The sequence below is a fragment of the Burkholderia sp. Bp8998 genome (genome assembly GCF_003854235.1).
In the GTDB taxonomy this organism is placed as follows: Bacteria; Pseudomonadota; Gammaproteobacteria; order Burkholderiales; family Burkholderiaceae; genus Burkholderia.
The window spans coordinates 62650-82011 of sequence record NZ_QTQF01000013.1; the positions used below are offsets into that span (position 1 = coordinate 62650).

The 19362-nt window shown below is 69.9% G+C and carries 20 protein-coding genes and 1 pseudogene; 9 read left to right on the plus strand and 12 right to left on the minus strand.

Annotated features, from left to right (window positions below):
- Nucleotides 1-4 precede the first annotated feature (4 nt).
- Complete coding sequence (locus tag DIE06_RS15195) at nt 5-337, minus strand: hypothetical protein (RefSeq protein ID WP_124662124.1); 333 nt, start codon at nt 335-337, stop codon at nt 5-7.
- A 685-nt stretch (nt 338-1022) separates the two neighbouring features.
- Between DIE06_RS15195 and DIE06_RS15200 the strand changes: the two genes are divergently transcribed.
- Nucleotides 1023-1787 (plus strand): DUF4397 domain-containing protein, encoded by a 765-nt coding sequence (locus tag DIE06_RS15200; protein ID WP_124662125.1) that lies wholly within the window; start codon nt 1023-1025, stop codon nt 1785-1787.
- A 66-nt stretch (nt 1788-1853) separates the two neighbouring features.
- On the opposite strand, the gene DIE06_RS15205 is transcribed toward DIE06_RS15200, so the two are convergent.
- The gene (locus tag DIE06_RS15205) at nt 1854-2402 is read right to left on the minus strand and encodes a DUF3005 domain-containing protein (protein WP_124662126.1); all 549 of its coding nucleotides are present in this window, start codon (nt 2400-2402) and stop codon (nt 1854-1856) included.
- 109 nt (nt 2403-2511) lie between these two features.
- Here DIE06_RS15205 and DIE06_RS38285 point away from each other — a divergent pair, with 109 nt between their 5' ends.
- The 4 genes and pseudogenes from DIE06_RS38285 to DIE06_RS15230 all read left to right on the plus strand — a co-directional run bounded on the left by DIE06_RS38285 (nt 2512) and on the right by DIE06_RS15230 (nt 5256).
- The gene (locus tag DIE06_RS38285) at nt 2512-2766 is read left to right on the plus strand and encodes a hypothetical protein (RefSeq protein ID WP_260433621.1); all 255 of its coding nucleotides are present in this window, start codon (nt 2512-2514) and stop codon (nt 2764-2766) included.
- A 278-nt stretch (nt 2767-3044) separates the two neighbouring features.
- Nucleotides 3045-3230 (plus strand): annotated as a pseudogene (locus tag DIE06_RS15220) (cytosine permease); the annotation flags it as partial.
- 103 nt (nt 3231-3333) lie between these two features.
- Complete coding sequence (locus DIE06_RS15225) at nt 3334-4062, plus strand: aspartate/glutamate racemase family protein (RefSeq protein ID WP_124662128.1); 729 nt, start codon at nt 3334-3336, stop codon at nt 4060-4062.
- 24 nt (nt 4063-4086) lie between these two features.
- The gene (locus DIE06_RS15230) at nt 4087-5256 is read left to right on the plus strand and encodes a LysR family transcriptional regulator (protein ID WP_124662129.1); all 1170 of its coding nucleotides are present in this window, start codon (nt 4087-4089) and stop codon (nt 5254-5256) included.
- Nucleotides 5257-5334: 78 nt separating this feature from the next.
- Here DIE06_RS15230 and DIE06_RS15235 read toward each other — a convergent pair whose 3' ends face one another.
- Complete coding sequence (locus DIE06_RS15235) at nt 5335-6903, minus strand: MFS transporter (RefSeq protein ID WP_124662130.1); 1569 nt, start codon at nt 6901-6903, stop codon at nt 5335-5337.
- A gap of 100 nt (nt 6904-7003) precedes the next feature.
- Here DIE06_RS15235 and DIE06_RS15240 point away from each other — a divergent pair, with 100 nt between their 5' ends.
- The gene (locus DIE06_RS15240; RefSeq protein WP_124662131.1) at nt 7004-7882 is read left to right on the plus strand and encodes a LysR family transcriptional regulator; all 879 of its coding nucleotides are present in this window, start codon (nt 7004-7006) and stop codon (nt 7880-7882) included.
- Nucleotides 7883-8114: 232 nt separating this feature from the next.
- A complete protein-coding gene (locus tag DIE06_RS15245) occupies nt 8115-9104 on the plus strand; it encodes an ABC transporter substrate-binding protein (RefSeq protein ID WP_124662132.1) in 990 nt (329 codons plus the stop codon).
- Nucleotides 9105-9120: 16 nt separating this feature from the next.
- On the opposite strand, the gene DIE06_RS15250 is transcribed toward DIE06_RS15245, so the two are convergent.
- Complete coding sequence (locus DIE06_RS15250) at nt 9121-9495, minus strand: phage protein NinX family protein (protein ID WP_124662133.1); 375 nt, start codon at nt 9493-9495, stop codon at nt 9121-9123.
- A gap of 288 nt (nt 9496-9783) precedes the next feature.
- On the opposite strand from DIE06_RS15250, the gene DIE06_RS15255 reads away from it, so the two are divergent.
- Both DIE06_RS15255 and DIE06_RS15260 read left to right on the plus strand, forming a co-directional pair.
- On the plus strand, nt 9784-10860 hold the full coding sequence (locus tag DIE06_RS15255; protein ID WP_124662134.1) for a glycosyltransferase family 2 protein: 1077 nt from the start codon (nt 9784-9786) through the stop codon (nt 10858-10860).
- 16 nt (nt 10861-10876) lie between these two features.
- Nucleotides 10877-12139, plus strand: a complete 1263-nt coding sequence (locus DIE06_RS15260; protein ID WP_260433622.1) for a glycosyltransferase family 87 protein — start codon at nt 10877-10879, stop codon at nt 12137-12139.
- On the opposite strand, the gene DIE06_RS15265 is transcribed toward DIE06_RS15260, so the two are convergent.
- From DIE06_RS15265 to DIE06_RS15300, 8 genes are read right to left on the minus strand one after another with little or no spacing between them, the layout of a single operon-like run.
- Nucleotides 12103-13143, minus strand: coding sequence for a TadG family pilus assembly protein (locus tag DIE06_RS15265; RefSeq protein ID WP_124662135.1), 1041 nt, complete (start codon nt 13141-13143; stop codon nt 12103-12105). The two genes, DIE06_RS15260 and DIE06_RS15265, sit on opposite strands and share 37 nt — an antisense overlap.
- Nucleotides 13136-13564 (minus strand): TadE/TadG family type IV pilus assembly protein, encoded by a 429-nt coding sequence (locus DIE06_RS15270; RefSeq protein ID WP_124662136.1) that lies wholly within the window; start codon nt 13562-13564, stop codon nt 13136-13138. Before DIE06_RS15270 ends, DIE06_RS15265 begins: the two co-directional genes overlap by 8 nt.
- Nucleotides 13561-14418 carry a lipopolysaccharide assembly protein LapB gene (locus tag DIE06_RS15275; RefSeq protein WP_124662137.1) on the minus strand — a complete coding sequence of 286 codons (858 nt, stop codon included), beginning with the start codon at nt 14416-14418 and terminating at the stop codon, nt 13561-13563. Before DIE06_RS15275 ends, DIE06_RS15270 begins: the two co-directional genes overlap by 4 nt.
- Nucleotides 14415-15359: a type II secretion system F family protein gene (locus tag DIE06_RS15280; protein ID WP_124662138.1), complete on the minus strand. Its 945-nt coding sequence runs from the start codon at nt 15357-15359 to the stop codon at nt 14415-14417. The genes DIE06_RS15275 and DIE06_RS15280 overlap by 4 nt, the downstream gene beginning before the upstream one ends.
- Entirely contained in the window at nt 15356-16333 is a 978-nt protein-coding gene (locus DIE06_RS15285) for a type II secretion system F family protein (RefSeq protein WP_124662139.1), read from the minus strand. The genes DIE06_RS15280 and DIE06_RS15285 overlap by 4 nt, the downstream gene beginning before the upstream one ends.
- Complete coding sequence (locus DIE06_RS15290; RefSeq protein WP_124662140.1) at nt 16330-17742, minus strand: CpaF family protein; 1413 nt, start codon at nt 17740-17742, stop codon at nt 16330-16332. Before DIE06_RS15290 ends, DIE06_RS15285 begins: the two co-directional genes overlap by 4 nt.
- Nucleotides 17739-18962 (minus strand): AAA family ATPase, encoded by a 1224-nt coding sequence (locus tag DIE06_RS15295; protein WP_124662141.1) that lies wholly within the window; start codon nt 18960-18962, stop codon nt 17739-17741. The genes DIE06_RS15290 and DIE06_RS15295 overlap by 4 nt, the downstream gene beginning before the upstream one ends.
- Nucleotides 18963-18972: 10 nt before the next feature.
- Nucleotides 18973-19359 (minus strand): CpaD family pilus assembly lipoprotein, encoded by a 387-nt coding sequence (locus DIE06_RS15300; RefSeq protein WP_124662142.1) that lies wholly within the window; start codon nt 19357-19359, stop codon nt 18973-18975.
- Nucleotides 19360-19362: the final 3 nt, after the last annotated feature.

The following is a 19362-nucleotide window of genomic DNA, read 5'->3' on the forward strand; positions in this document are numbered from 1 at the left end:
GCGCTTATCCGCGCGGATTCGACGCGGTCTCGAAGGTCGGATGGCACTCGAACGCGAGTTCCGAGCGCGCGTCGACGCGGCGGCCGCCGGTCACCGACTCCTGCTTCAGGCTCGCGCGCATGCCGCGCTGCGTGCAGTAGCTGGTCGCTTCGTCGACGGCCTTTTCATGGGCGTCGGCCCACGTCGTCGACACGCCGAGCGTGCGCGTCGTCACGGTGAAGACGTTCGGGTTCGACGTCGTGGTCACGTCGGAGGCGGTCGAACACGCGGCGAGCAAGCATGCAACAGCCGCGATGGTCAACCCTCGCAGGGATCGAAAAGGTACAGGGATGGACATGGGGGGCAAGCGCACGTCGATTCGACGGCATTGAGCAACATAGGCGACAGTATGCCTGCCCGATCGCCGGAGATCATGCCCTTTTCCGTGAACACATTGTTTCGAATGGTTAAACGATGAACCGAAGCCGGCAAGATTTACGGCCCGCGGATCGCCCGTCGTTGCCCCGTGTGTCGCTTTTCCCTGCTGGCGCACGGTTTCTGCCCCTCCACCGGCATCGCTCGATACGCCGCTCAGTGCGGGCGCGCCCGCCGGATTCTCGCCGATGCCTCCTCCAGGCTCCGCCATGCCGGCTGGCCGGGCGCATGGCGCGCCTCCGCATATCGATGCGTACGCAACGATATGCGCGAAAGTCATTCCACCTTCCCGCACCAACCACAACGCATACCGATTGCCGCTTTGAACGCCTTCCCGGCACGCGTTGCGCGCCCTCGTCGCCCCGCCTTTTTACAAACACGTCACCCGACTCGCGCGATCCCGCTCGGCATGCAACTGCCCCCGTGCACCGCAACCGCCGCCACACGGTCACCCGCACCGATCGCGCCGCGTGGGCACATCGATTGCGACATCCACGCGCCCGCCACCCGGGCGGACGGCAATCCTTCCCCTGACCGGCGCTGCGCACGCACGACTCCTCGCGAGGTGATCCGCATCGCAAGCAGGCTCCCTGAATGAGAGGACGACAATGAAATCCATTCGAACGATAGCGGCCCTGTGCTCGGTCATTTCCGTGCTCGCGGCATGCGGCGGAGACGGTAACGATGTCGGCACCGAACTCGGCATCTCGAAACCGCAGGCACGCTTCATCAATGCGGTGCCGGCCGGCCCGAATCTCGACTACTACCTGAATGCGAAGCTGGACGCGGCGGGCGTCGCGTACAAGGGCGTGACCCGCTATCACGACATCGACTCGGGCACGGAGACCGCCAGCTACGACATATCCGGTACGACCGCGACCGTCGCGACGCAGACGTTCGGCGCGGCGAACGGCCACCACTACACGACGGTCGCGTTGCCGAGCAAATCATCGGCGATTTCGGTGATCGACGATCCGTTCGCCAAGCAGCTGCTGTCCGACAAGGCGCGCGTGCGCAGCTTCAACGCGTCGCCGAACACGCAGAACGTCGACGTGTATGTCGTGCCTCCGGGCACCGACATCAACACGCAAAGCCCGACGCTGGCGGGTGCCGCGTACCAGAACGCCGTGCCGGCCTCGGGGCAGGATTCCATCTACCTGAGCGGCGGCAACTACCAGGTGATCGTCACGACGGCCGGCAGCAAGTCGCCGATCCTGAAGACCGCGCCGGTCGCGATCAACAACAACGCCGACTGGCTGCTGGTGACGATTCCGGCAGGCGGCATCGGCGACGTGACGCCGAACGACATCCACGTGCTCGTCGCGCAGGGCAACGATGCGGACACGTCCGCGCAGGAACTCGGCCCGCAATAACCGCCATCGTAACGGCCGTCGACGGACCGGCGGCCGGCGGTTCGCCCGACCACCATCGATCCGTCGTCAGTCGGTCCGCTCGAGACGGATCACGTGCTCGACCCGCGTGCCGTCGCCATGCTCGACATCGACATCGCCGATATAGTGGACGCGCCAGCCCGGCCGCGTCGCAATCTGCGGAACGTTGCCGCCCGGCCGGCTTTCGATGCCGCCGAGCCCTTCGTCGGGCGTCTCGACCGCGTCGTCGAGCGACGCATTCGAGTAGATCACGTTGTCGTGCCACTCGGTCGCGCCGCTGCGCGCCTCCAGGCCCTTGCCGTCGACGTCGACCGTGTTGTCGGTCATCGCCATGTTCGCGTTGTCGAGCGTCACGATCCGACCCGCCGCACGACGCACCGGGTCGCCGCTGTCGACCGCGTGCGCGCCGACGTCGATCGGCGGCAGGCCGGTCGGCATTTTCGCCGCGACCGCCTCCGGTGTCAGCGGCCGCTTCGCGACCTCGGCGGCCTGGGTCGCCGCATCGGGCATGTCGCCGGCCGCCGGCGTCTTCACCGGGCTTTTCGCGATCTGTTCGCGCTGCTGTTTCGGGGTTGGGTTCGATTCGGCATTCTGCATCGCACCTCCTGTTCCGGACGGCGTGCGCCGGCGTGATGCAGCCGGCCCCGGTCCGGGAATCGCTACAACGGTCCTTGCAAATCTTTCACGCGCAGGGTGTCGCCCGCGCGTGCCCTGCGACACGCGCGCCGCGCCGGTAACCGTCCCGGCCGCGCGCGGGCGACGGCCCACGCACGCCGCCCGCGCCGCCGGTCAGCCGCCGCTTGCGCCCGCGGGCGCGGAAGCCGCGCCCGGCATGCTCGCCGCACCGCCGGCCGCGCCGCTGCCCGGCATGCCCGACGGCGCGGTGGAGGGCGCCGGCGCCATGCCGCTCGTGGCGCTCGAACTCGTACCGGTGCCGGTGTCGCTGTCGCTCTTCTTCTGACAACCCGCACCCGCCGCCAGGCCGGCGATCAGGATGCCGGCGAAGACGGCTCGCGATAGTTGACGAATGGAATATCGCTGCATGACACCTCCGCTGATGTCGATGTGAATGGAAACTCCTGACCAGCAATTCGCGTGCCGCCCGCTATCGCCTCCCGCAGATCCCGCTCCATTCATTTTTCAAATGACATCCAGCCGAATATTTAATTTCCCATCGCCGCGACGGCCACCCATACTCGCGAACAAATCCGAGACATAACGCCCACGGCGGCCGGGCCCCTCACCGGCTACATGGGCCGGAAGACCGGTGTGCCGTTCCCGGTGATCAGCCGGATGAGCTTCGGCATCCACGGCGCGCTGTTGCCCGCGATGATTCGCGCGGTGATCGCGATCGCGTGGTTCGGAATCCAGACCTATCTCGCGTCGGTCGTGCTGCGCGTGCTGGTCGCCGCGATCTGGCCGGGGTACTGGCTGATGGCCGATCGCAAACGGCAATACGAGGCGCGCTCGGGCGAACCTGTCGCGGTCGCCTGCGCCCGACACTGAACGCAGCATACGGAGCGCACCGATGAGAATCCTGGTAGTCAACGTCAACACGACCGAGTCGATCACCGACGCCATCGCCGCGCAGGCGCGGGCCGCCGCGTCGCCGGGCACGAAAATCGTCGGGCTGACGCCGCGCTTCGGCGCGGAATCGGTCGAAGGCAACTTCGAGAGCTACCTCGCGGCGATCGCCGTGATGGACCGCGTGCTGAGCTACGACGAACCGTACGACGCGGTGATCCAGGCCGGCTACGGCGAACACGGCCGCGAAGGGCTGCAGGAACTGCTGACGGTGCCCGTCGTCGACATCACCGAAGCGGCCGCGAGCGTCGCGATGCTGCTCGGCCACCGGTACTCGGTCGTCACGACGCTCGACCGCACGGTGCCGCTGATCGAGGATCGCTTGAAGCTCGCCGGGCTCGATGCGCGCTGCGCGTCGGTGCGCGCGAGCGGTCTCGCGGTGCTCGAGCTCGAGGAGAACCCGGCCCGCGCGATCGAGGCGATCGTCGGCCAGGCCGAGCGCGCGGTGAAGGACGATCACGCGGAAGTGATCTGCCTCGGCTGCGGCGGGATGGCCGGTCTCGACCGGCAGATCGAGGAATGCACGGGCGTGCCCGTCGTCGACGGCGTGTCGGCCGCGGTCGCGCTCGCCGAATCGCTGGTGCGCCTGAAGCTGAAGACGTCGAAGGTGCGCACCTATGCGCCGCCGCGTCCGAAGCGGATCGTCGGCTGGCCGGGCACCTTCGTCAAATGACGGGCCGCGGGAACGCGTAGCGACATGCGGGACGCACCGGCGCCGAACGGCCTTTCCCTCGACGCGTCCGATGCAACGGGCGCGCTCGACGTACTGGACGCGCGGTTGATGCGTATCCTGCTCGTGCTGCTCACCGAGCGCACCGTGTCGCGCGCGGCCGTGCGGCTCAACATGTCGCAGCCGGCGACGAGCGCCGCGCTCAAGCGCCTGCGCACGCTGCTCGGTGATCCGCTGCTGGTGCGCAGCCGCTACGGGATGGTGCCGACCGAGTTCGGCGCGCGGCTGATCGAGCCGCTGCGCAATGCGCTGCGCGTGATCGACTTCATCCGCATCCAGCAGCCGACCTTCGACGCGCGCACGTCGGTTCGCACCTACCGGATCGGCTGCCCCGACTACCTGAACGTGCTGTTCGTGCCGAAGCTCGTCGCGCTGTTCCGGGAACGCGCGCCGAACGCGCAGCTCGTGTTCCATCCGCTCGGCGACGGCTACGACGACGAACGCGCGCTCGCCGACGGCGAACTCGACGTCGTGATCGACAATCGCCCTGCCCGTTCGTCGCGGTTCCGGCAGGACGACCTGTTCGACGATCGCATCGTGTGCCTGATGCGCGCGACGCATCCGCTCGCGCGGCGCGGCGCGGTGACGGCCGCCGAATTCACGCAGGCGGCCCAACTGTGCCCGACGCCGTCGTGGCTCGAAGCGTCCGGCGCGATCGACCGGCAGCTCGAACGCGTCGGCCTGCAGCGGCGGATCGTCGTCACGCTGCCGCACTTCGAACTCGCCGCGCATGCGCTGGTGCGCTCCGACCTGATCCTCACCACCACGTACCGGCTCGCGCGCCACTACGCGAAGCTGTTGCCGCTCGGCGCGGTGGCACTGCCGGCCGAGCCGCCCGACATCGTGTACCGGATGACGTGGAACGAATCGGGGGCGTGCGTCGACGGCGTGCGCTGGCTGCGCGGGCTGATCGCCGATGCGACGCGCAGCTGGCTCGATGCGGAGGCCGCACAGCCGGCCGTTTCGGCGGTTGCCGCGAATACGGATGCGCGCACGAATGCGCCGATCGCCGACGCCCCACCCGAACCGACGCGGCGCACAGGCCGTCGGCAGGCGACGCCTTGCGGCGGCACATCGCAACGGCCGCGCGTCGCGCGCGCGGCGCGCATCCATCGCATCGCGACGAAGTCGCATTGATTCGTACTGGATCGCGCCGTGCCGCGCGATCGCGAGCACCGGCGGCATCGCGAACACGCGCACGGACCGCCGCCCGCATCACGCGTCGCGCATCGGTTGTGCAAGCAACTGGTATGCAACGACGGCGGCAGCGAGTGCGAGCACGCCGCTCACCGTCAGCGCGGCGGCGAATCCGCTCGCGAAGGCCACGGGCGCCGCGTCGGCAAGCGTGCGGGCGGCCGACGGCGGCACGTGCGCGAGCGCCTGCGCGAGATCGCCGGCCAGCAGGCTCGACATGAACGGCGCATCGACGAATGTCCGCCCCCCCGGTGCGGCGGACAGCAGCCGGTCGAGGTGCGCATGCGTGCTGGCGGCCAGCACCGCGCCGAGCACGCCGACGGCCGTCACGATCGCCGAGAAGCGGGTGGTCGTGCTGATGCCCGATGCCATCCCGGTCCGGTCCGGCGGCACGCACGCCATGATCGCCTTCTGCGTGTCGCCGTTCATGATGCCGGCGCCGCAGCCCGTCACGAACATGCCGAGCGCGACGAGCCGGTAGTCGCCGCCGGCCGTCAGCGCCGCGGTCGCGAGATTGCCCGCGCCGATCAGCGCGAGGCCGCCCGCCAGCACGCCGCCGGACGACACGCGCGCCGCGAGCATGCCGCCGAGCGACGGCCCGGCGATCATCGCGAACGCGAACGGCAGCATCCCGAGCCCCGCGTCGATCGCGGACATCCCGAACGCGTTCTGCAGATAGAGCGGCAGGAACGTCATCATCACCTGCGCGCACGCCGCATAGCCGAACATCGCGAGCACCGCGCCGACGAAGCGCGGCTGGCGGAATAGCGCGAGATCGATCATCGGCCGCGCCTGCCAGCGCTCCGCGCCGACGAACGCGGCCAGCAGCGCGGCGGCGAGCGCGAACCGGCCGAGCGTCGCGGCCGACAGCCAGCCGTGCGACGGCGCGCCGATCAGCGCCGCGATCGCGCAGGCGAGCGCCGCGCCGAACAGCAGGCTGCCGGCGGTATCCACCCGTTTCGCGTGCGGATCGCGCGACTCGTCGATCGCGACGCGCGCGCCAGCCGCGAGCAGCGCACACACCGGCAGGTTCAGCAGGAACACCCAGCGCCAGCCGATCCACTGCGTGATCGCGCCGCCGACCAGCGGCGCGACGGCCGTCGCGAGCCCCATGCACATCCCCCAGATCGCCCATGCACGGGCCCGTTCGCGGCCGTCCGGAAAGCGGTTCGCGATCACCGCGAGCGCGGCCGTCAGCAACAGCGCGGCCCCGCCACCCTTCAGCGCGCGCGCGGCGATCAGCCAGCCGGCCGACGGTGCGAGCCCGCATCCGAGCGACGCGAGCGAAAAGAGCGCGAGCCCGGCGCCGAGCATGCGCTTGCGCCCGAAGCGGTCCGCCAGCCCGCCGGCCGGCAGCAGGCAGGCGGCGAACGCGGTCATGTAGGCGCTCACGACCCACTCGATGTCGGCGAAACTCGCATGGAAGCTGCGCGCGATGCTCGGCAGCGACACGGCGACGACGTTCGTGTCGAGCACGATCAGCGAGCATGTGGCCGATGCGACCGCGAGCGTCGCCGCGGCCGGCACGCGGGTGCCCGCGCGCACGGCGGCAGCCTCGCCTGCGCGCGGGGCGGGGGAAGACCAGGACATCGACGGCTCCGAAACAAGAGGAACGAGCCGTATGCTAGGCTGGGGCCGTATTGCCTGTCATTGATACGTTCATGCAGTTTTATTGACGAAAAATGCAATCATGAATCCGCTCGAATTCCGTCATGTGCGTGCGTTCCTGAGCGTCGCGCAGCACCTGCATTTCGCGCGCGCGGCGGACGCGCTCGACATGGCGCCGCCCGCACTCACGCGGCAGATCCAGGAAGCCGAGCGGCTGCTCGGCGTGCGGCTGTTCCAGCGGTCGCGCCGCGCGGTCACGCTGACGGCGGCCGGCGACGCGTTTCTCGCCGAGGCGAGCGCGGCGCTCGAGCATCTGCGGCGCGGCCGCGAACTCGCGACGCTTGCCGAGCGCGGCGAACTCGGCCGGATCGAGATCGGCTACGTGTCGTCGGCCGTCTATTCGGGCACGCTGCAGCGCACGGTCGGCGCGTTCCGCGCCACGCATCCGCGCATCGAGCTGAACCTGCGCGAGGTGCCGATGGACGACGTCGCGAAGCAGCTCGACGCGGGCCGGCTCGACCTCGCGTACGTGCGCCCGCCGTTGCCGCTGCCGGGCGGGCTGCGGATCGTCACGCTGCAGCGCGACGTCTTCGTCGCGGCGGTGCCGGCCGATTCGCGTTACGCATCGATGACTGCCGTGCGTGCCGCCGATCTCGCCGACGCACGCTTCGCGGTGCCCGAACAGGAACGCGGCACGCTCGAAGTCGCGCGCCGCGGCCGCTTCGCACCGGTGATCGCCGCGCGGCCGGGCGGCTTGCTCGCGGTGCTCGCATGCGTGTCGGTGAACGGCTGGGTCGCCGTGATCCCGGACGCGCTCGCCGGCTGCGTGTCGTTGCCGGGCGTCGTGTACCGGCCGATCGCCGGCAAGCCGATCATGTCCGAACTCGCGCTCGCGCACCGGCGCTTCGAGAAGGCGCCCGCGGTGCGCGCGTTCCTGCGCACCGTCCCTGCCGCAGGCTAGGGTCTGTTCGCGCTGGTAACGGGCTAGCGCAGGCCCCGGGCATTCAGGTGCGCCGCTGTCGCATGCGCGCCGAGGCAGCCGCGGCCTTTGCTTCCCCGTCCGCCATTCACCACTTCCGCGTGAAGCAGCGAATAAGCATTTCGCGATTCGATGTTTGCCGGCGCGAAACCGATTCCGTAATCTGCCCGGCAGCCGCGCCACCCGCGCGCGGATCACCGAGGACCCGCCGCCGATGACTTCGCCCCCCGCCCTGGCCCGCCGCCGCGCACTGCTGCGCGTGGCCGCCCTGGCCGCCGCACCGCTTGCGGGCGCCGCCGCACGGCCCGCCCGCGCGGCCGGCCCCGACCTGTCGAACGTGACACTGGTGCTCGGCGACCAGGCCGGCGGCCTGCGCGCGCTGGCCGAAGCCGCGCGCGCGCTCGACGGCGTGCCGTACCGGTTCCGCTGGGCCAATTTCCAGGGCGCCGCGCCGCTGTTCGAAGCGCAGCGCGCAGGCGCGATCGATCTCGCACCGGCCGGCGACCTGCCCGTTCTGACGGCCGCGCTCGGCGATCCGGCGCTGCGGATCGTGGCGACGCGGGTCGGCTCGCCGGCGTCGCTCGGCATCGTGGTACAGCCCGATTCGCCGGTACGGACCGTCGCCGACCTGAAGGGGCGCACCGTCGTCGTGTCGTCGGCGCGCGGCAGCATCTCGCAATACCAGCTGTACGGCGCGCTGCGCGAACACGGCCTCGCACCGGGCGACGTCGACGTGCGCTTCGTGCTGCCGGTCGACGCGTTCGCCGCGTTCGAGGCGAAACGGATCGGCATCTGGGCGACCTTCGACCCGTATTACGGGAACGTGGTGCGGCGCGGCGCGCGCATCGTGCGCGACGGCAGCGGGATCAATTCGGGGCTCGCGTTCCTCACGTCGCCGGTCGACACGCTCGACGATCGATCGAAGCGCGCGGCATTGTCGGACGTGCTCGCGCGGCTCACCCGCGCCGGCCAGTGGGCGCTCGCCCACCCGGCCGATTATGCGACCGTCTACGCGTCGCTCACGCGCCTGCCGCGCGATGCGGCCGCCGACATCGCGCGCCGGGCGGCGCTCGCGCAGCGCGGCGTCACCGGCGCGGACATCGACGTGCTGCAGCGCGTCGCCGATCGCGCGGCCGCGGACGCGATCCTGCCGAAGCGCGTCGACGTCGCCGCGATCGCGGTGCGCAACCTGTCGGCCGCGTAACCGGCTCCGCACGCGCTCAGCGCGGCGTCGACATGTCGAGATCCGGCACGTCGTCGCCGAACGTCGACGCGACCAGCGTGCGCATCGCCGCGACCAGCAGCGTCGGCCCCGACTGGTTGAATGTGCAACGCTCACCCGCCGCCGGCACCGCCCGATGCAGCACCGCGCGCCATGCGCCGTGCCCGCCGTCGCGCTCGAACGCGCCGAACGGCAAGCGCTCGACGAGCGGGCCGCCGTCCGCCCACGACGACGACGGCGCGTAGGGCACAGGTGTGCCGCCCGGTTCGCGAATGATCGTGCAACCCGCGGCGTCGACGCGCGGCGCGCCGAGGTCTTCCGCCATCGCCACCCAGAAATCGAGCGGCGCGCCGGCCAGGTCATGAACTTGCATCGCGCCCTCCAGCGGTCTTGAAAACGTCATCCTAGCGACGCCGCCCGTGGCCCGCCGACCACCGCCCGACCGGTGTTTTCCCCGGTGAGCCGTCCGCCCTGCAAATCCACCGATATGTGTTACGAATCGGCGATTCCTGCCTACAATGAACGCAACACCTGTCGTCCGGTCCGCGGTGGACTCGCTGGCCGGAACCGAATTCGCACCGAACCGGGCCGGGCCCGTTCGGCAGACGACAACCGGAACCATACGGTGCAGCGCAGGCCGGATCTCTCGGGGAGCCGCAGCATGTTCACGCACGCCAGGAAGCCGCTGATCTCGCTCGTTGTGCCGTTTCATGACGAAGAAGAAACGATCGACGCGTTCTTTGCCGAAACGCTGCCCGTTCTCGAGTCGGTCGACGGCGTCCGCTTCGAGATCGTCTGCATCAACGATGGCAGTCGCGACCGCACGCTCGATCGGCTGCTCGCGGTCGCCGCCGCCGACACGCGCGTGCACGTCGTCGATCTCACGCGCCGCTTCGGCAAGGAAGCGGCGCTCACCGCGGGCCTCGACGAGGCGGCCGGTGCCGCGGTAATCCTGATCGACGCCGACCTGCAGGACCCGCCCGCGCTGATTCCCGCGATGATCGAACACTGGCGCGCCGGTGCCGAGGTCGTCGCCGCGAAACGCACTGACCGGATGTGCGATCCGTACCTGCAGCGCGCGGCGGCGGCGCTCTACTACCGCGTGCACAATGCGCTGTCCGAAGTGGAAATGCCGGAAAACGTCGGCGATTTCCGCCTGATGGATCGCGAGGTCGTCGACGCGCTGCGTGCGCTGCCGGAGCGGCGGCGGTTCATGAAGGGGCTGTTCGCGTGGGTCGGCTTCCGCACCGCGATCGTCGAATACACGCGTGCGCCGCGCAGCGGCGGCCGCTCGAAGTTCTCCGGATGGCGGCGCTGGAACTTCGCGCTCGAGGGCATCACGAGCTTCAGCACGGTGCCGCTGCGCGTGTGGACCTACGTCGGCCTCACGTTCGCGATGCTGTCGCTCGTGTACGGCGCCTTCATCGTGGTGCGCACGCTGCTGTTCGGCAATCCGGTGCACGGCTACCCGTCGCTGATTTCCGTCGTGCTGTTCGTCGGCGGCATCCAGCTGATCGGCATCGGCGTGATCGGCGAATACCTCGGCCGGATCTATCACGAGTCCAAGCAGCGCCCCGTCTATCTCGTCAGGCGGCGCTACCGGGGCGAGCGGGATGCCGCCGCGCAGCCGGCGTCGAAGCTGCTGCAGTTCCCGCTGAAGCGTGCGCCCGCGGCCCGCCGCCGGACGGCGATGTCGGTAGCCGCCGGCGTCGCCGCCCGCAGAGCGTCGTTCAAGTAGAACCGGGCGGCGGCAATTGGACATTACGCAGCAATCGATGCGCCCGGCGAAGCGGCCGGTCGTCGCGTGGCTGACACCGCGACGCCTCGCCCTGTACAGCACGCTGATGCTCGTGTTCTACGCGCTGTTCATCGCGATCTGGACGACCGTCATTCGCCATGCGCACGGAACCCTGCTGTCGCGCGCCGGCGCCGACTTCTCGATATTCTGGACGGCATCGCACGTGATGCTGCACGGCTCGCCATCGCAGGCGTACGATTTCTCCGCATTCTCGCGGCTGTCGGCCGAGCTGTTCGCGAACCTTCGCCGCGACGCCTTCGCCCCGTGGCTGTACCCGCCCACCTATCTGCTGCTCGTGACGCCGCTGGCGCTATTGCCCTTCGCGCTCGGCTATCCGCTGTTCGTCGCGTTCGGCGTCGTCGTGCTCGGCGTCGCCGCGTGGCGCGTATCCCACCTCGGCACGATTCCCGGCGCACGGCGCGCCGGCTCACTCGCGCTCGTCGCCGCACCGTGCGTGTTCGTCACCGCGACGCTCGGGCAAAACGCATTCCTGACCGCGTCATGCGCGGCGCTGGCCGTCCATTGGGCCGATCGGCGGCCGATGTGGGCGGGCCTCTGCATCGGCCTGCTGTCGGTCAAGCCGCAGATGGCGTTGCTGTTCCCGTTCGTGCTGGTTGCGGCACGCGCATGGCGCACGATCGCGTGGGCCGCGCTCGCCACCGGCACGTTCGTCGCACTGAGCGTCCTGGTCTGCGGCCTCGATTCGCTTCGCCTGTTCGTCGCCAGCGCGGGACTCGCGCGCTCGATCGTCCTCGAACACGGCGTCGTGTTCTGGCTCGCGTCGCCGACGCCGTTCGCGGCGTTCCGCCTTGCGGGCGTGCCGCTCGGCGCCGCGTATGCCGCGCATGCGTGTATCGCGGCGATCGCGATCGCGGCTGCCTGCATCGTGTGGGCGCAGTCGCGCGATACCCGCATACGCGCGGCCGTGCTGACGGTCGCGACGCTCACGGCCAACCCGTACGTGTGGCACTACGAACTCGCGTGGCTCGCCATCGCGATCGCCTGCATGCTGTCGATCGGCTGGCGCGACGGCTGGCGGCGCGGCGAACAGGCCGCGATCGCGCTGATGTGGGCGCTGCCGATCGCCGAGTACCTGAACCCTTGGTTGCAGCTGCCGCAGATCGGCCCGGCCGTGACGCTCTTCGCACTGTTCGTGCTGCTGCGCCGCGCGCGGCACGACGCTCACAACGCGAGCCGCGGCGGCACGTACACGCCGTAGTACGGCCCGACGCCCGTCGCGACGCCGGTCATCTTCACGCCGGCGACGAAGTGCCCCTGGATGTACTTGTAGCTGCTGCCAAGCGACGCGTCGATGCGGAACGCCGCGAACGCGACGATCGGCACGTAGGTGCTGCTCGCCGTCTGCGTGACGACCGGCAGCACGACCGTCGTGCCGACCGGCACCGACGTGTAGAGCGTCGCCTTGATGCCGGTCGCGAGATAGATGCTGTCGCCGATATTGAGCGTCGTCGGGTTGCCGGTCACCATCAGGCCGCCCATCGTCGTCGTGTCGGACGCGGTCGACAGGAACGACGTCCACTGGCCGCCCATGCACAGCGTGCCGTAGGTCTGGCCGTTGGTGATCGAGAACTCGTACGGCAGGTTGGTCAGCGGATTGATCAGCGGCTGGTTGGTCTGCGCATTCCAGTACTGGTTGTACACGCACTGGTCGATCGCGACCGGAAAGAGCCCGCCTGCCGCGACCCCGCCCGGCGCGGCGAGCACCGCGATCGCGGTCGCGCTGCCGGACGCGCCGGGGATGCCGAGCAGCCCGCCGAGCAGCAGCGGAATCGAGCCGCCGTTCACGCCCGGCGCACGCGACACCGTGACCTGCACCGCCGGCACATCGTATTGGCCGGGCGTGATGGTGGTCGGCTGCATCGATGCGGGGCTGCGCGTCACGTTCCAGTACCCGGTCGTCACCGTGCCGGTCGCCAGCGGCGCGCCGGCCGCCGAATTCTGCGCGATCACGCCGTTCGCTGCCGGCGCGGCCTGCGACCAGTTCAGCGCGCCGCCCGTCGGCGACATCATCGCGTCGGCCGCCGCGAGCGCGGCCGCGTCGGCGGCGTTCTGCAGCTGGTTGCGCACCGTGGCCACCCACGCGATGTCGATCGCCAGCGCGCCGAACGACAGCAGCGGAATCAGGAACAGCAGGAAGAACAGCGCGACGGAGCCGCGCTCGCGCACGGCGCCGATGCAGCGCGAGTCGGCTGCGTCATTCATAGAGCATCACCGAGCTGGCCGAGATCGTCACCGGGCCGGTCAGCGCGCTGAATGCCGAACCCAGCACCAGCCCGGAATACGTGTAGGTCACCGTGACCGTCAGCGCGGTGCCCGCCGTCGTGCCGTTCGCCTGCGTCACGGTCACGGTCGGCGTCGTGGCGGTGCCGCCGGTGATCAGGCTGTTCTGCGTGTAGGCCGACGCGACGTTGGCGATCTGGGTCGTGGTCAGCATCGGCACGCGCAGCACGACGCCCGCACGCGCGGCTTCGCGGCTCGCGTTCGTGATGACGGCCTTGTCGCACAGAAGCAGGCTCGTGTCGATGATGCCGATCAGCACCATCAGCAGGAACGGCAGCATCAGCACGAACTCGAGGGATACGACGCCACGCGCGTGGCGGGCGCCCATCGCCCCGCGAGTCATTTTGCGGCCCCCGCGGCGGGTGGCACGGCGCGTGGCTCGAGCGCGGCACCCGTCGACGGTCGCGCGGCGGCGGGCGCCGGGCGCGACGCCAGCTGCGCGCGCACGGCCTGGTAGACGCGCAGATTGTCGGCCACCGCCGATGCGGGCAACTCCGCCGACAGCAGCTTCTTCGCCGAATCGGTGTTGCCGAGCACGCCATACGCGAACGCGAGGTTCTGGCGCGCCTGCCACGGCGCATCGGGCAACCCGGCCACGTCGAGCAGCACGTTCACGCCCTCGCGCGGCCGGTTGCTCAGCACCAGCGACAGCCCGAGGTCGACGCGCAGCCCCTGCGCATCCGGATGCGCGCGCAGCGCGTCCCGGTACACGGCCTGCGCGTCCGCATGGCGGCCCTGCAGGTCGAGCACCGTGCCGAGCCCTTGCGCGGCGAGCGGCAGGTTCGGCTGCGCGGCCAGCAGGTCGCGATAGCGCTGGGCGGCCTCATCGAGCCGACGCTGCCGCAGCGCGACGCGCGCGAGCCCGACCTGCGGCCCGAGTTCCGCGGGTGCCTGCTGCCGTGCCTGCTCATAGAGCATTCGCGCACGCTCCAGATCGCCGGCGCGGTAGCTGACGTCGCCGAGCCCCAGGCGCGCCGGCAGCGAATCGGGATGTCGGGCAAGCACCTTCTCGTACAGCGTCGACGCAAGATCGATGTTGCCGCCGGCGAGCGCGCTGTCCGCAATGCGCAGCTCGGCCTGCGGGTCGTCGCTCTTGTGCGACAGTGCCGGCCTCGTCTGGATGCCCGGCGCGCAACCGCCGGTCAGCACGGGCAGCATGGCCGCGAACGCGAGCGCACGGATGACGGATCGTGTCACTTGAACACCTCGAGCAGACGAATTGCCGCCGGGCCCGCCGCGATCAGGCCGACCGTCGGCAGGATGAACAACATCATCGGCAGCGTGATCTTCGGCGCGAGCTTCGCGGCCTGCTCCTCGAGCGCGACGATCTGCTCGGTGCGCTCGCTGCGCGACAGGGTTCGCAGCGCCTGCGTGATCGGCGTGCCGAATCGCTGCGATTGCGTGAGCGTCGTCGCAAGCGAGCGTGCCGACGCAAAGTCGACACGCATCGCGAAATGCGTGAGCGCTTCGGATACGTTGCCGCTCAGCGTCAGCTCGTCCGCGCATACCGTGAGCTCGTCGGCGAGCGGCGGGCAAATGCGCTCGAGTTCGCGCGCGACGCGCCGCACGCCCGATACGAGGCTGTTGCCGGCCATCGTGCAGATCACGAGCAGGTCGAGCGCGTCCGGAAAGCACGCGGCGATGGTCCGCCGGCGTCGCCGGATCATCGCGCCGAGCACGTATTCGGGCACGATCACACCGATCACGAATGCGGCGACCATCGCCACCGCGCGGATCACGAAGTATTCGCCGAAGCGTGGAATGGTCGGGCTGAACACGATCGCGATGCCCGCGAACACCACGCCGCAACTCAGCTTGATGCCGATCATCGACGACACCGCACGCCGCTCGCGAAACCCCGCGCGCGTCAGCTGCAGCCCGAGCTTCGCCCGCTGCATCGGGTCGAGCACGGGCAACCGCTCGCCGAGCTGCGCGAGCCGCCGCGTCAGGTCCTGACGCACCTCGCCCGGCTGCAGCCGCCCCGGCACCATCGACAGCGTGCGCTGTCCGGCCGCCTGCTGCACGCGCACGGCGATCCGCCGGCGCGTGCCGCCGCCGGGCGTCCCGAGCGCCACCGCGACACACGCGAGCAGCAGCAACAGTTCGAGGCCGCGGGCGGCCAGCATCGACATCGTCATCGTGCGGTATCCAGTTTCGAGATCTTGTGAATCGACAGCAGTCCGATCGTCAGCAACACCGCGGCGATCGTCAGCATCACGCGTCCGGCATGCGTGTCGAACAGCAGCATCACGTACGCGCGGTTCACGAGGAACAGCGCGCCGATCATCACGAACGGCACCGCCGAAATGATCTTCGTCGTGATCCGCCCCTCGGCGGTCAACGCGCGCGTCTTCAGGCGGATGTCGCGGCGCGTGCGGATGATGCTCGACAACTCGTCGAGCGTTTCGCCGAGGCTGCCGCCGGTTTCGCGCTGCAGCAGCAGGTACACGGTAAAGAACGAGAAATCGGCGATCATCAGCCGGTCTGCCGCGTGCGTCAGCACGTCCTTCAGATCCGCGCCGACACGCAGGCTGTCGCCCATCGTGCGGAAGGTCGAGCGCACCGGCTCCGCCGCGCTGTCGCCCACCGTGCTGATCGCCTGCGTGACCGGAATGCCCGCGCGCACCGCACGCACGATCAGGTCGATCGCGTCCGGGAACGCTTCGAGAAAACGCAGCCGGAACCGCTCGACCAGCGCGCGATAGCTGGCGCGCATCGCCACCAGCGGCAGCCCGACGTAGATCAGCGGATGGAGGCTGCGTGGCAACGCAACGAGCTCCACTACCACGATCGCGGCAATCGCGCCGGCGATCGTGCCGGCGACGACGATCCGCATCCCGCGTTCGCCGCCAACCGCCCGCACGCGCGTCACGTAACGCTGCAGCCACGCACGCGCGCGGCTTTGCCGCCGCGGCAGGTTGAACAGCGCGACGCCGGGCGCGGCGGCCGCACCGGCCTCCCGCCCCGCCAGCGATGGGGCAAGGTGCTGCATCCGCGCGCGAATGCGCTGCTCCGGCGTGTGGCGCGCACGATCGAGCAACGCGGACAGCGCGAGGCCCGCCGCGAGGATCACGACGAATGCGCCGAGCGCGAGCAGGTCCGCGGTCCTCATTGCCGGAATACCTCGGAGAGCGCGTCCTCGACGCCGTAGTACGCGGCGCGCGGCGCGAACGCGGGCCGCAGCGACGACGCCTCGAACACGCCCTTCACCACCTCCCGCGTCGTGTCGCCGTCCTGCCGGAACGCGAACAGGTCCTGCGTGATCACCACCTCGCCCTCCATCCCGACGATCTCGGTGATCCGGGTCACGCGCCGCACGCCGTCGCGCATCCGCTCGACCTGCACGAACAGGTGCACGGCGCTCGCGATCTGGCGCCGGATCGACAGCAGCTGCAGGTTCGCGTTCGCCATCATGACCATGCTTTCGAGCCGGCTGATCGCGTCGCGCGGCGAGTTCGCATGGATCGTCGTCATCGAACCGTCGTGCCCCGTATTCATCGCCTGCAGCACGTCGAACGCTTCCGCACCGCGGATTTCGCCGAGGATGATGCGGTCGGGCCGCATCCGCAGCGCGTTGCGCACGAGGTCGCGCTGCGAGATACCGCCGAGCCCTTCCGTATTCTCCGGCCGCGTCTCGAGACTGACGACGTGCGGCTGCAGCAGCTGCAGCTCGGCCGCATCCTCGATCGTCACGATCCGCTCGTGCTCCTCGATGTGTTGCGACAGCGCGTTGAGCAGCGTCGTCTTGCCCGAACCGGTACCGCCCGAGATCACGATGTTCAGCCGGCACGCGCACGCGATCTTCAGCACCTGCAGCATCCCGTGTGAAATATTGCCCTGATGCGCCATCCGCGCGAGCGTGATGTCGCGCTTCGCGAACTTGCGGATCGAGATCGACGCGCCGCGCATCGCGATCGGCGGCAGGACCACGTTCACGCGGCTGCCGTCGGCAAGACGCGCGTCGACCATCGGGCTGCTCTCGTCGACGCGGCGCCCGACCGCCGCCGCGATCCGCTGCGCGACGCTCGTCACGTGAGCGTTGTCGCGAAACTTCAGCGGCGTGAGTTCGAGCCGGCCCGCGCGCTCGACGTACACCTGGTCGGGGCCGTTCACGAGAATGTCGGAGACGGTGTCGTCGGCGAGCAGCGGCTCGATCGGCCCGACGCCGAACATGTCGTTCAGGATCGCGTCGACGATCAGCACCTGCTCGCCCGCCGTGATCTTCAGGCGCTCGCGCTCGACCGTGTGCGCGGCCACCTGCTCGATGCCCGCGCGCACTTCGTCGCGCGTCTTCATCAGCGCCGCCGACATGTTCATCGACGAAAACACCGCGGTGCGAATCGCGTCGAACTTGCCGGAGCGAATGAGCGCCTCCTGGGTATCGGCCGCCGCGAGCCCGCGCGCGGATGCGGGAGCCTGGCTCGCGGTCGGGCCCGGCGCCGGTGCGCCGTCGCGCGGCGCGGCGGGGGAAGCCGCCGGCGCGGGCTCCGGCGTCGGCCGTTTGCGGGTACCGAACGTCACGATCCTTTCCTCCATTTGACGAAGCGCGCGTACCACGGCTCGGAAACGGCCATCGATTCGCCGGTGATGCCGTTCGCGAGCAACCGGATCTCGTCCAGGAAGCCATGGCGTTTCGTGCCCTCGATCGGCTCGCCGAGGTTCTCGGCGACCGCGAGCGTCTGCGGCTCGTGCGGCAGCTCGCGCAGCCTCACGCCGCCGAATGCGTCCTCGAAGTCGGTCTGCGCGACGCGTCCCTTGACCGGCTCGAGCGGGTTGTTCAGCACCATCGACAGCAGCCGCTCGCCGGGCAGCTCCCTCACGAAGCGCGCAAGCCGTGCGGCTTCGTACGCGGCGTGCACCGAGCGATCGGCGACGATATAGACGAGATCGGACACCGCCAGCGCGTCCTCGAACAGTTTGCCGGCGCGGTTGCCCACGTCGAACAGCACGTAATGGAAGCGGTCCTTCAGCATGTCGACGAGCATCGCGATCGCATCGTCGCGCAGCGGCGCGTCTTCGCCGTACGCGAGTTCGGCCGACAGCACATGCAGGCGGTCGCCCTTCGTGACGAACATGCGGTCGAACAACGCGTCGTCGGGGCGTTGCTCCATGTTCAGCAATTCGATCAGCCCGTTGTTGCTCGACAGCCCGAGCCTCGAGTTCGCGCCGCCTCCATGCAGGTTCAGGTCGACATAGGCCACGCGGCGGCGCTTCTCGCCCGCCAGGCAGCGCGCCAGGCTCACCGCGACCGTCGTCGTGCCGACGCCGCCGCGCGCGCCGACGAAGCTGACGATCTTGCCGGTGCGCACCTGCACGACCGATTCGGTCGCGGTCAGCGCGCGCCGCATCAACTCGACGGTCAGCGGCTTCACGATGTAGTCCTGCACGCCGATGCCGAGCAGGTTGCGGAACAGCCCGACGTCGTTCTGCGTACCGATCGCGACCACCCTCACCGACGGATCGCACACGTCGGCGAGCCGCATCAGGTCCGAGACCGGCAGCACCGAATCCGACACGTCGACGATCAGCTGGCGCGGCGAGCGCTCGTGCTGCTGCAGCAGCCGGATCGCGTCGTCGCAGTTGCCCGGCTGCACGTTGGCGCGCGTGATCGACAGATCCTGGGCGACGCGGCGGATCACGTCTTCGCTGCCGGCATCGGACACGACCGCGATGAGATCCGCCGCTCCGGCGGAAGCGGCACGCTTGGCATTCTGGCGGTCGAGGACGTTCATGGGCGGCATCGGGAACGGGTCAGTGGCCGGGCGAGCCGGTCGTCGTCGTCAACGACTTGTCCGATGCCGGCTGCTTCACGCGATCCTCGACGTAGCGGCGCACCGCGTCGGCGGCAACTTGCGCATCGGCACCGCCGTACGGCACCGGCGCGACCAGATCTTCGGGCCGCGCGAGCATCGTCGCGAGATTCGTGTAGGTCGCGCAGCCGAACGGCACGCCGGCACGCCCGAACCCGGCATCGACGAGATGTGACGGCTGCATCAGCTTCGCGCAGTCGGGCGGCACCGCGTGCACGCCGTCGAACCCGATCGCGCGCGCATCGGGCAGGTTGATCGGCGGCGGCGCCGACAGGCAGCCTGCCAGCGCCAGCGGCAACAGGGCGGAGACGACGGTTCGAACTCGCATGCG